This window comes from Sphingobacterium corticis, from assembly GCF_042684745.1.
GTDB lineage: Bacteria > Bacteroidota > Bacteroidia > Sphingobacteriales > Sphingobacteriaceae > Sphingobacterium > Sphingobacterium corticis.
In genome coordinates, this window is record NZ_JBHUMA010000004.1 from 586,719 (window position 1) to 599,391 (window position 12,673).

Here is a 12,673-nt window from a genome sequence, read left to right on the forward strand (position 1 = left end):
GTTGTAGTTAGGTCAACAATTACTTTTTGGCAGATGTGGATTCGCGTGCGAAAGACTGTATCGTACGTTCTAGCCCTTCCTTTGCAGAAAATGGCAACTTATTTATCCCAAGGGCATTTTTAATTTTCTGGTTGGATACCACGTAAGACTCGGTTAACTTTTTTAATCTTTCTGTATTTAAAGGCAATGAAAGTGAATCCCCTACCTTTACTGCGCTTTTAACTAAAACTACCGGAAACCGCCATAATTTCGGCTTTTTTCCCAAAGCTTTAGATGTGATAGATACCACATCATTGGTGGACAAAGATTCATCATCGGCAAATTGATAAATACCCGATTCCATATCCTTCGAAACCATCATCTTATCAATTAAGTAGCATAAATTATCTATTCCAATAAAAGAGCGTCGGTTTTCAAAGGATGCTAATGGCCACGGAATACCCTTCTTTACTACATTATAAAGTAGATTTAGATTTCCTTTATTTCCAGGTCCATGAATCATGCACGGACGAATAATAAAAACACGCTTTCCGGTGGGCAACCTTTTCGACAACAGATACTCCTCCGCTTCCAGCTTTGATTTTCCATAAGGAGTTAATGGCATTGGCATCATATCCTCCGTCAAAATATCCACCACAGAATCTGCCACCGCTTTTACGGAAGAAAAGTAAAAAAAGTCTTTTATATCGGATGTCGAAAATTGCTCAAAAACCGCAACCGCCAAATCTCTATTGATTTTGAAATACTCCGCGTCATCGGACGTGTTGCGCGTATCATGCGCTTTACCTGCAAGATGAATAATGACATCCGCCTGCGAATTGATTTTGTCTTTCCAGTCATCTATTCGGAGAGAGGTTGGTTCAACGATCACGCCCTCTTCTTCTAAATAGCTTTTCAGATTTACGCCAACAAAGCCAGTGGCACCTGTTAATATAACTTTCATAAGCTACTTGCTTTCAAAAAAATCAACTTGTTGGTTTATAAAGTGTGTCCTATCGTAATTAGCCCTTTGCGTTTTTATTTCTTCTTTTAAACTATTATAAAAAACAGTATCATCCTTTAACTTCAAAACCCCATCTGCAATTTCACTTTCTGTACTTAGCTGTAAGAGGATCCCATTTTTACCGTCGACAATTAGGTCATTACATCCTCTTGCGTCAGCTGTTATTACCGGAACATTCATTGCCAAGGCCTCAATAATACATACAGGCATACCTTCTTTTTCACTTGGAAAAACAAATAAATCTGTTATGCTGAGATAATCTTGCACCTTACTACTGAATCCGATATTAATGACTTGTTTGCTGTGTAGCAGCCACTGCTCTTCAAGATCTGTTAAGCCGCTAGGATGTATGTCATCTCTTCCTCCTATCAAAAGAAGCTTAATATTAGAGATATTTCTTTCTTCACATAGCATTTTGAAAGCACGTACAACTTTATCAAATCCCTTGAAAGTGACGTATCGTCCTGTAAAACCAATAACGAAGTCTGATGGCTCTATGGTCAATGATCCACGTAAAGAACTTTTAAAATCTAAACTAAACTTGTTTGGGTCAAATTTTTCCAGATCACATCCGAGACCTTTCGTAGGAACCTGCCTAACGGGCACATTCAGACGACGACTTTCCAATAATTCTAGATCGAATCTGTTAAGCACCCAAACTTCATCTACACGTTTGAAACATCGATCCTCTACGAACTTATAAACAAATCTTTTGACTCTATCAGTAATTACTGGATATCCTAAGCCATGAAAAGTAGCAGATGTATGGTAATTCAGTCGCCCGGTGAACGTAGTAGTAAATGCGCCTGTGGTGAAATGTATGGATACTACGTTTGGTTGTATTTGATTTACAATTTTATGTATCATTTTGGATGCGGAATAGTGTTTAAATGGATTAAACCCTCTCGGAAGATTAACGGGATGAAAAACGATCCCTGCTTCGTTGTAATCATACTTATCTTCTATATCTATTACCTTGCTTGCGGAAGAGATAACATCTATTTTGTTCCCTAACCTGACCAGCCTAACTGCGACATCACCTAGAAAATTATTGAAACTACCATAATCTGTTATGATAAACACTATTCTCTTACTCATTTGATAAATTATATTTTTTATATAAGTAGCTTAATTTATCAACCATATTATCTATCGAGAAATGCTGAGCCCTAATCCGACCAGCAGTCGTGAACGAATTATAGACTTTTGTTGATTTTGTTATATATCTAATTTTTTTAACTAAGTCCTTCTCGTCCGCGGGAATAAAAAGCTGACCCGCATCTCCTATAACATTAGCTAAACCCGCCACATCACTTCCAATAACAGGAATTCCGGCGGCCATAGATTCTACTGCAGCTAAACCGAACCCCTCCCAGTGCGAGCTTAAGATCGAAATATCTGCAGCTTTTAAAAGCGATCCAACATCTGATCTATTCCCAAGAAATTTAACTCGTTTGCAAAGATTTAAATCTTCCGCCAAGGTTTCAACTTCCTTTCTTCTCACACCGTCACCAACAAACACCAACTTAAACTCTTTCGGAAGATAATTCATTGATCTAACTACCGTGTCTTGATCCTTTTCCCTCCGAAATGCCCCTATCATAATCAAAATTTTATCCTCATTTGAGTATCCAAAAACTTTTACTCTATTTACTGGGATTGCCATTTCAATTTTATCTATGTTAACGCCATTAGACAGAACTATTAGCTTATCGACACCAACTTGTAATCTCTTTAGCAACTCGTCTTTGACGGCTTCGGTTATGCATAAAATCTCCTCGTAAGACTTATAAAATAAACGATCCAAGATACGGAGAAAATAATTTTTCAGTCTGCGGTTTGATGTACTGTGCTCTGTAAATATTAAGCGAGTATTTTGTGTATTTAACCATCCAGCTATAACCACCCAATATTGCGCGGGAAATAAATGTACATGCACAACCGAATAGTGCTTGATAATTTTGGTCAGTTTGTAGATCAAAATAGGGTTATAGACTGACCCGAAAGAGAGTTTATAAATATGACATATATCTAATTGTTCCAATTCCTTAAGAAGTGGATAGGGTTTGCCGTCGAGCAAAGCTATATCGACTTTAAACCCTATTTCTATGAGTTTAGGAACCGTTTCCACAACGAGCTTTTCGGCTCCGCCAGTAATCAAACTATCAATAACATATAAAATTCTCATATCAAAAGAAGAAGCTGTTTTTTTTCATATTTTTTATCACTACACCTTTGTTTTGTTGAAAATCTGAATCAAATAGTTCTGACCTATCCATCTTGATGTATACTCGATCGAACTCCATTTTGGTCTCAGGACGTATTATAGATGACAATTTCACCTTAGAGATTGAGGAATTTGCTATTAATAGTTTAGTCGCGCCGTATGTGCCAAAGTGAATCTCCGAATCGCCTTTTTCTGAAGAAATGGAACATGATTTAAACTCAATATTTTCGCCTTGCATCTTCATACTGCGGTTTGGAGGTAACAAAATATTACAATTTTCAATGACCATTTGTTTAGAATTGGATATAAAATCGGATCTCAAATCGCTGTAATCTAGCTTACATTTGGATATTGAAATGCAACCATTTAGACTGTTTTCCGACAATTTTACTGCAAAATTACCTTCGCAATCTTTGATACTCAAATCTCCAGATATACCAAATACATTTCCTACTTCAACCGGGACTAACCCTTTACTTTTTACTTTGTTCTTGGATTTTAAAATTTCTATAGTTGATCCTGTCGGATTTTTTGATGGTAATAAAAAATAAATACGCTTTGGAACCGAATCTACACTCTCGAAAATCGTCCCAGAACTTCTGAAGACTTTAGGTTCTGAAATTTCAACAATGTTAATCACGTCGAGAAATCTGTTTCTTTTCTCATCGATCGTTTGATTCTTAGCGAACGTCACGTTTAGGCCTTCAAAACAGTTACTAACAAAGTTCTTTTCTATCAAATGATAGGATGGAATATTTTCAGTATCGGGAGCAACGACTATCCCCTTACTAATAGTGTTGCTAATTTCGTTCCTGATAATTTTGGACTCGAGAGTATTTTCCACCCAGATACCGCCGTTTATTTCGGGACGAATCGACTGAATTGCATCTTTGCATATATTACCATAGATTAATATGTTCTTCGACTTTCTCTCCTCGCTCCAGTCACTTACGATTCCGATCCTTTGAAATTTCGAACAATGATTATGTAGAACTTCTCCTTCTAAGCAATTCAACATAAGTATTCCATCTCCGTATAGACCGAAAGTGTTACAGATTTTATTGCTATTTATTAAAAATTTTTCGACAGTCTGTAAGTGTACTCCTGGCCCTTCAACATCGCTAATATCACAATTCGAGATTTGCAAGTTCTTTACGTAATTTGCTATTATTCCATGTCCTCTAATCTTAGCCGTTCCACCATTAATAATCAAAGATTCGACTATAATTTTATCGGCGTTAATGAGGATTTTTCCTTTTCCAGTAGTATAAATTATATGTTTTTCGTCACCCCTCACTGAATGTGATATAATAATTTCTTCATCAATATAGAAATCACAGTCAATTATGAGGATGTCATTAACTGATAGATTCTCAGTAATTTTACTCCAACCTACTTGAGTAATTCGTTGGTCGGCATTGATAAGTGATGAAACTTTAATTTCACGACCTATAGCTGATTGTTCTGAAAGTACAAAAAGCAGAACTATTAGTAGGACATAAAATATTGTATTGATAGGTAAAATATTTTTTTGTTTTATATGGCACATAAGTTTCGTCGTCTAATGCTAAAAATGTAAGTAACTTTAAAGAACAATAAAAAATTATTAAAATTAACAAATTATATCTTTTCTTATTATTTACCGAATATAAACATATGGGAATTAGAAAAATAAAGAATATGTCAAAGTATCGAGTAAATCGAGTAAAGACGGTACCAAGTGGGCTAAATAATATAAAAAGTATAAAACCAAACATGTAGATGTTAAAAAACTTGGTCGCAATTTCTTTATTAGGGTAATTTAAATATTTGAAAACACATATCCCTGATATGATCAATAGGAAGCTACGATTTAGTACGCCGCGTATAATAATTAGGTATGGGTTGCTACCATCTCCTGTTGACTCACTGAACTCTAAGTTGCTATACCCGCCTACTTTACCTGCTGCGGACTCACTATACAAGCCAGCCAAGCCAACAATCTGAGATGAGACAATAGAACCAATCAATACCAGTAAAAATAAATATTTGCTAGATTTAGCGGACCACTTGAAATTGATCAACCAGTATGCGAAAATAAATATAAACGCAGATTGGTGAACGAGAGATGCTAAAATAACAAGTGATGCAAATGGTATCAATTGACGCCTGTAAGCAAAAATAAAGGATGAGGTAGTCAACGCGATTGCAATGTCTTGTCTGTAACCGAACCCGCTGCTGTTGAGGCTATAGGTTAATAGAAGGAATACAGAGAAAAGCGGATAGGGTGAACTGTAGTAAATTGACACATAAGTCGGAATAATTATTAATGACGCTGTTACGAAGTTCAACGAAGCAAAATCATCTGAAAACAAATGTACTGATCTAACTAAATACTCATACAATATCTCAAACCCTGTATTTCCTATAGAAAGATGAGGAACTATATTAAAATATGCATAATAGTTGTCCCAGTCAGTTCCAGTTTCCCAGCGAACACCAGCAAATAATATAAAGAAGCATCCGAAAAATAAAAGAAGAGTTTTCTTAACAACACTGGGTGCATTTTGGATGTCAATAAAAACAAACGCCAGCGAAACTAAAAAGAAAATTATGTATGGTATCATAAAGCCTCTTTAAGCCTTTCAGCAATTTTCGACAATCCCAATTCCGTCCTAACAGTGTCGAACGATTCTTGAAAATCCACTAAATGCTGAGGATTTTCTGCTAAATCTTTTATAATCGAGTACATCTCCTCTACAGAATCGCAGAGATAGCCTAAGGCACAGTACTTTTTAAAGTAGTATTCTAAATATTCATTACGTAGCGCAATTAAAGGTTTCCCATATTTAATACAATCGAAAAAAACGCCACTTGGGGTGGCTCTGTAGAATGATGGACCTGTGAATGAAATAATAAAGTTCTGTTTTAGAACCTCCTCTATAAATTTATCCCTCGGTAAAGAATCCGAAGAGAAGGAGATATCATTATCGAATTTCCCAATGTACTCTTCCGAAACTCGTCCAATTATAGAAATTTTTACTAATCCACGATCCCTAAGGTCTTTCGCAGCTTGAAATAGGTTAAAGGCAGACTGTACATTCTTCGTTTTATCGAACCTTCCCAAAAATCCTAAATTTAATGGAGGAGCACCTAGTATTTCCCCATAAGACTCATTATCATACACATAAGGCTGGTCTATAATAATAGCTTTCGAGTGATCTGGAAAAAGAAAACTAACGTTGTTAAAGATAGACTGGCCAAAAACTATATATCGAAGATAATCCTTTTGTTTAAACACGTGCTTTGAGAGGTTATAATAGTGTTTGGAAACACCTATCGTTGTGTTTTGCAAATATGATTCCATTTGGCCATGCAAACATATAAGTACATTCCTCTTAGAAAACCTATTAAGTAACGACAAAACCCAATTCGAAAGAGGATATATGCCTAATAAAATTAGATGATCATCTTTATGCATTTTGTAGTATATAAATAATAATCTAAACATTAAAATTAGATCTAGTAGCGGAATTCTCCAAGGTGTAAAAGGAATTACATTTATATTTCTAACTTTCCATTTTTTGTGATCAAAAAAATCCTGCAAAGCATTGAGGTGACCACTAGACACGTAAAAATACTTCGTGGAGAAAGGAAAAACTTCTTGCATTATCGACAACAGACCTGCATTAATCTCCGAGTGTGGATATGAATGCATATTAGGCTCAACGACAATTAATTTGGTTCCAGCCATTATTACGAATAAATTTTATGTTTAAGATGGTAGAGCTTAATAATTATAAACAGCTTAAGACGCTTATAAGTTGAGATACTTAATTTCGTCTTTCTATAAAGCATGTCTGTAAAATCTCCAAAAGATAATTTGTACTGTATAGATGCTAATTGCAATGTCAGCCACTTAGCTAGGAGATTATCACTTATGCATAGATTTAGGTTTGAAGCGATATCTTTGACCCAAATAACATATGAAAGACTTGCTAATATCTTTTGCCGAACAATATCGTGCTGTTTTGATTCCGAAGAAAGGTTTGAGCCACTGTATCTCCAATACACAACGGAATCTATTACTGTTATTTTTCCGCCATTTTTAAGAGAATACAGAAACCAGGTTGCGTCATCAGATGCCCACGCCAACGGGAATTCGACAAACTTATTTTCATTATAAAGCTTTCTAGAAAAGATGTACTCTACCGCAAAACTTCTGAACCCATCAGATTGAAGTCTACGTTTTATAAAGTCTTCAGAGGGTATAGTCGATCCCACGTCATTTTTCCCGCGAGCATTAGTAAACTGATCATGAAGGTTCCCATCGACATTGATCACTTCGGTGCGAAGTTTATAGAACTCACTGTTTGAATTTACTATGGAAAAAAAATTATCGACAGCATCGCTTTTAACTACGTCGTCGTCGGAAAAAAGCCAAATCCAATTCTCTGAACTCATCTCAATGCATCTTTCCCATTGTTTAACTAATGATTTAGATCCGAAATTCTCTTCGAAACGTTGATAAACGATTTCCAATTTAGATTTAAATTTGTTTATGATAGGAGTCAGATCATACGGACTAGCATCATCCCCTATATAGAGCACAAAATTCTTATTCGATTGCTTAGAAAATGATGTTAACGCCGATTCTAAATAGTCAGACTTGTAAGCTGGAATAATGACAGCAAGATTAGCCATTGAAATACCTCCTTTTCTTTTCGTTACGCAATAATGCATCTAATACTCCGAAATAAATTGCTGACAATTTTTTAATTTTTTGATCTTCTGCAAGTAAAACCTTTACGATTCTCATTAAAATATAATCTTTGATAAGAAATTTCTTTCTAGTATTGGGGAATTGTTCGGGGTATTTGAACCACATGAGCAACTGATTTCTAACTATAAAGTAAGTTCTCATGGGCGAGTAATTATCCGTGTAAAATCCCCATCGTGTTTTGCTCCCATATCCAATTTTGTGAAAAAGGCTGATTTCCGTACAAATCATTGTTATCAAATTACATTTTTTCTTGATGTTGTAGCAAAAATCAAAATCAACAGCATCAATAAATAGGTTTTCGTTAAACAAGCCAGTTTTATGAAACGTCTCAACTGCAATTATCGAACCAGAGGTTATACAATCAGGTTGTTCTAAATAACGACTTGCCTTGCTAAAAGTGTCGCAATCGTTGTTTCGGTAATTGACTCCAAAAATCCCAACACTGGTATAATGACATGTCAAAATTTGTTCTTTATACCTACTTAGGTGATCTATTTCAAAATAACTATCTTGGTCCATTGTCAATAAATGTGTGTAACCATTTTCCGTAGCTATCCTAGCACCATAATTAAGAGCCTTACCTATTCCTACATTTTCACCCGTTCCAGCGAAACTAATCTTATTTGGAAATCTCTCTAAAAAAAAATCTCGATCATAACGAATCATTTCGCGCGGAGTATTTTCCCAAAGTATTAAATAGTCAAGGTCGTTGACACAGGAATCAATGTTATTTATTAAGTCCTGCACATCGGGCATGTATGTTACAATAATCCCAGCTAATTTCATCTGAAGTTGATCTTATTAAAATTGTTAATATCAGCTATCTTACAAGATATATGAAGTATAATAAATATCTCTACAAAATAACGAGATATGGTTTATTCACTGTATTCGATCCCGTAGATTTTAATAGTACTCACGTTGACAGATTAAAAATACATGGTTTCGATTTTACGTCCTAGCCTTTTACCTATCACTCTAATTTGTTTATAATAATCTTACATAGTCAGGTTGCTATCGCAATCATCCGATGAGACGCTTTTTTATTTTATGAGTTACAGAAATACCTTCCCGCGGCCTATCCAAATTGGTCAAATAAAAGGTAATCAGCCCACTTAAAATGGAAATTATTTTCTACTTTTAACCTTCTAGCATACTATGTAACTTTCTAACGATTACACTCCAATCATAGTTCGTATTAGCAAAACTCATGATTTTTTGATATTCGGGCAGTGTATCCTTACCCGAGATCACATCACTCAATTTACTGGATAGTGCAGCATCATCCGCTATATCGAAAAGAAATCCATACTTCTCCCCGCTAGTGATTTCGTATGCAGGAGCCAATCTCGTACTAATAATATAACAGCCTTGACTTAGCGCTTCAGCGTAAACCAAACCGAAGCTCTCAAAACGTGAGGTTAGCACAAACACTTTAGCCTCTTTGTAGTATTCATTTAGAATTTTGCGGTCAGATATATTGCCAATAAACTTCACTTTCTCTAATAACAATGGATTGGAGCGATAAAACTGAGTGATATTTTCATGATATTCGGTTTCAATTGGACCAACAATATTCACCTCCCAGTTCTGTAAATCAACATTTGATAGCGCCCTTAATAGTGTGTCAGTATCCTTTTCAAAACTACCAATTCTCCCAACTGTTAAAATGATGTTCTTCTTTTGACTATTAATTTGACAGCTTGATTCATTGTTGAATCCATTTGGCAGGTACTTTACATTGACAAAAGAACTTTCATCCAAAAGATCCTTCACTTTGTTTGTTTCTACGGTAAACAAACCTGCTTTTCTGTAGAAAAATTTCCTAAGTTCAGACATTGAGGAGACCGGATTTTGGTCATTTTCAAAAGTTTTTTCGCTCATATCTAACTTAAAATAAAACTTTATACGATTGAATGTTATAATTTTAAAAAAACATGCTATCAATACTTTTTTAAAACTAGGATGAAACATCATCAAAACATCAATTTTCCAAAAACGAGTGAGCAGGAAAAAGAATGTATCAATATCATCATTAGAAAAAAAATTTTTTATACGATCGTAGATAAGTCCATTAACATCTGTTTTCAGAGAAGGTAAATTCTCTTCTTGCTCATAGAATGAAATATGAGCTTCGTACAACTTCTCTTTATGCAGTGTGTAGGGAATCATACCTACATCCTTAATTAAGTGTATATTCTTTCCGTGAGGGAATAAACAATAAAATTTTTTCATCTAGTAAATTTTGTTAGCACTGCTTTCGCTTTGTGATGTAAATCTACAAATTCTTTAATTTGAAATAAGTAGCCCATGACTAGCATCAACAAGATCTGTATTACCCCTATTATAATAATTTCAAAAATTATGTTATTCAAAGTGTACATGTAGACCAAGGAAGCGTAGCTATAGTAGACACCTATAGATAACACTACTCCAAACAACACATACCGTATAAATTCGACTGCTATTTGCTTTTTATCATATGGATAATTGTAAGCCATTACGATGGCACTGACGAAGTGAGCGACAAATATAGATAGTGGAAATGTGTACATGCCGACACGTTCAACTAAAAGCATATTCAACAAAATAATAAATACCTGTGCTCCGGCACCTAATACTGCATAAAGTTTACTTTTCCCGACAGATATCATACACATACCAAATAAGAGGTACAGAAATATAGCAATCAATGCCCCGGCGTATAATACAGATAGATCGGTAATATCTTTCATAGCATCAAATGAAATCGAGTTACTGGTATAGAGTAGCGTATTAAGATGCATCGAACCAGTTGCCATAAAAGCCACGAATGCCATTAACAGAAAAAGACCTAACTGAAAAGACGACATAAAATTAGCATTAAATGAATCTTCATCTTTTCTCACAAAGTTTTTAGTTAGTAAAGGCACAACTATAGTTAGTACCACGCTTATTAAAACTCCGTTGATGATATCAGGTACGCGCCGAGCATAATCAATGGTCGATACGACGCCCGTGCCTAGCGTAGATGCTATAGATTTTTCTATTATACCGTTTAGTTGCCCAAAAAAGTATGGGATAAAAAATGGTACGGCGAATAGAAAGAAAAACCAGAAGTGTTCAAACTTGATAGTTTGACGCTTGAATATTGGAATGCGTAACTTACGATAATAGAAAATAAGGAAAGCTATTTGAAAAAAACTACTGAGAGCCGTAGAAAATAGTAGAGAGTATATACCAATATAAGGAGCAAGCAGTATCAACAACAGAATATTTGCCCCTTGAGATATAAAAGCAGCCAATTCCGGAGCATAAAAGATCTCATAGGCATTCAAAATTGAATTTCCCAAGAGCACGAATTGATTAAACAACAAGATGGGGCTTACCCATCGTAACATGGAGGTCAAACTTTTGGACTCCTCCTCCGTGAAATTAGGCGCAATCCAACTGGCAATCATCGGAGCAAAAATCTCCATCAGCAATACGACCAATAGTGACCCCAAGAAAATATAGGCTAGTAGAGATCTTGTGTGTTCCAACGCCGCAATTTCTCCTTCGGATTCTTTGATCGTAATAAATTTTGCCCGAAAAGTTTCGTTTATAGGTCCCCATATTGCTAAATCAATCATTATGATGAAAGAGAATGACAATAGCCATATATCTCTATCCAAACTGACCCCAAAATACTTGGCCGTTAGGGACAGAGTAATGATACTAAGGGGAGCTTTTAAAAACTTTAATAAAAACAGTAGCGAAGCAGCTTTTCTCAAATCTCCTCCATACTAATTGTACATGTATACATTACTCATTATGATTGGGAAATATTCAATAGATACTCTCCATACCCACTCTTAACGAGTGGTTTAGCTATTTCTAAAAGTTGTTCTTCATCAATCCATCCCATTCTGAAGGCCACTTCTTCAATCGCTCCGACCTTCATCCCTTGACGCTCTTCAATAACCTGTACAAATTGGCCAGCTTGCATCAAAGACTGTATCGTTCCTGTATCTAACCAAGCTGTTCCGCGATCGAAAACACCGACTTTAAGCCTCCCTTGCTCTAAATACACTTTATTTACGTCGGTAATTTCGAGTTCACCACGGTGAGATGGCTTAATATTCTTCGCGATCTCTACCACGTCATTATCATAAAAATAGAGCCCTGGAACGGCGTAATTGGATTTCGGCTCCGTTGGCTTTTCCTCAATAGAAACAACATTATTGTCTCTGTCAAACTCCACCACGCCATAACGCTCCGGATCGTGCACTTGATAAGCAAAAACGCAACCTCCATCAGGATCAGCATTGGATTGCAACAACTTCGACATACCTGAACCATAAAATATGTTGTCGCCAAGAATTAAGGCTACTTTATCATCTCCAATAAATTCTTCGCCTAAAATGAACGCCTGAGCTAATCCGTCCGGAGAAGGCTGTTCTTTATATTCAAATCTACAACCAATTTGAGAACCATCTCCTAAAAGTTTCTGAAAGTTCGGCAAATCCTGTGGTGTGGAAATAATCAGAATTTCGTTGATTCCCGCTAACATCAGGGTAGATAGCGGATAATAAATCATCGGCTTATCGTAGACAGGCATCAATTGCTTCGAAACAGCAAGTGTTAACGGATGCAGACGTGTGCCAGATCCTCCGGCGAGTATAATTCCTTTCATGGGTAACAGTGTTTGGTAGATCCCGAT

General features: G+C 35.7%; 11 protein-coding genes. All 11 read right to left on the reverse strand.

Features of this window, described 5'->3' with window-relative positions:
- Nucleotides 1-19 precede the first annotated feature (19 nt).
- Entirely contained in the window at nucleotides 20-943 is a 924-nt protein-coding gene (locus ACFSQ3_RS03835) for an NAD-dependent epimerase/dehydratase family protein (protein ID WP_380867639.1), read from the reverse strand.
- A gap of 3 nt (nucleotides 944-946) precedes the next feature.
- Nucleotides 947-2,101, reverse strand: a complete 1,155-nt coding sequence (locus ACFSQ3_RS03840) for a glycosyltransferase (RefSeq protein WP_380867641.1) — start codon at nucleotides 2,099-2,101, stop codon at nucleotides 947-949.
- Nucleotides 2,094-3,191, reverse strand: coding sequence for a glycosyltransferase (locus tag ACFSQ3_RS03845; protein ID WP_380867644.1), 1,098 nt, complete (start codon nucleotides 3,189-3,191; stop codon nucleotides 2,094-2,096). Before ACFSQ3_RS03845 ends, ACFSQ3_RS03840 begins: the two co-directional genes overlap by 8 nt.
- A 1-nt stretch (nucleotide 3,192) precedes the next feature.
- Nucleotides 3,193-4,779, reverse strand: a complete 1,587-nt coding sequence (locus ACFSQ3_RS03850) for a right-handed parallel beta-helix repeat-containing protein (protein WP_380867647.1) — start codon at nucleotides 4,777-4,779, stop codon at nucleotides 3,193-3,195.
- Nucleotides 4,673-5,836: an EpsG family protein gene (locus ACFSQ3_RS03855; protein WP_380867649.1), complete on the reverse strand. Its 1,164-nt coding sequence runs from the start codon at nucleotides 5,834-5,836 to the stop codon at nucleotides 4,673-4,675. Before ACFSQ3_RS03855 ends, ACFSQ3_RS03850 begins: the two co-directional genes overlap by 107 nt.
- Nucleotides 5,833-6,963: a hypothetical protein gene (locus tag ACFSQ3_RS03860; RefSeq protein ID WP_380867651.1), complete on the reverse strand. Its 1,131-nt coding sequence runs from the start codon at nucleotides 6,961-6,963 to the stop codon at nucleotides 5,833-5,835. The genes ACFSQ3_RS03855 and ACFSQ3_RS03860 overlap by 4 nt, the downstream gene beginning before the upstream one ends.
- A 2-nt stretch (nucleotides 6,964-6,965) precedes the next feature.
- Complete coding sequence (locus ACFSQ3_RS03865; protein WP_380867654.1) at nucleotides 6,966-7,913, reverse strand: glycosyltransferase family 2 protein; 948 nt, start codon at nucleotides 7,911-7,913, stop codon at nucleotides 6,966-6,968.
- A complete protein-coding gene (locus ACFSQ3_RS03870) occupies nucleotides 7,906-8,778 on the reverse strand; it encodes a hypothetical protein (RefSeq protein ID WP_380867656.1) in 873 nt (290 codons plus the stop codon). The genes ACFSQ3_RS03865 and ACFSQ3_RS03870 overlap by 8 nt, the downstream gene beginning before the upstream one ends.
- 354 nt (nucleotides 8,779-9,132) lie before the next feature.
- A complete protein-coding gene (locus ACFSQ3_RS03875; RefSeq protein WP_380867658.1) occupies nucleotides 9,133-10,227 on the reverse strand; it encodes a glycosyltransferase in 1,095 nt (364 codons plus the stop codon).
- Nucleotides 10,224-11,744 (reverse strand): lipid II flippase MurJ, encoded by a 1,521-nt coding sequence (locus tag ACFSQ3_RS03880; RefSeq protein WP_380867660.1) that lies wholly within the window; start codon nucleotides 11,742-11,744, stop codon nucleotides 10,224-10,226. The genes ACFSQ3_RS03875 and ACFSQ3_RS03880 overlap by 4 nt, the downstream gene beginning before the upstream one ends.
- Before the next feature lie 38 nt (nucleotides 11,745-11,782).
- On the reverse strand, nucleotides 11,783-12,646 hold the full coding sequence (gene rfbA, locus ACFSQ3_RS03885) for a glucose-1-phosphate thymidylyltransferase RfbA (RefSeq protein WP_380867662.1): 864 nt from the start codon (nucleotides 12,644-12,646) through the stop codon (nucleotides 11,783-11,785).
- Nucleotides 12,647-12,673 lie beyond the last annotated feature (27 nt).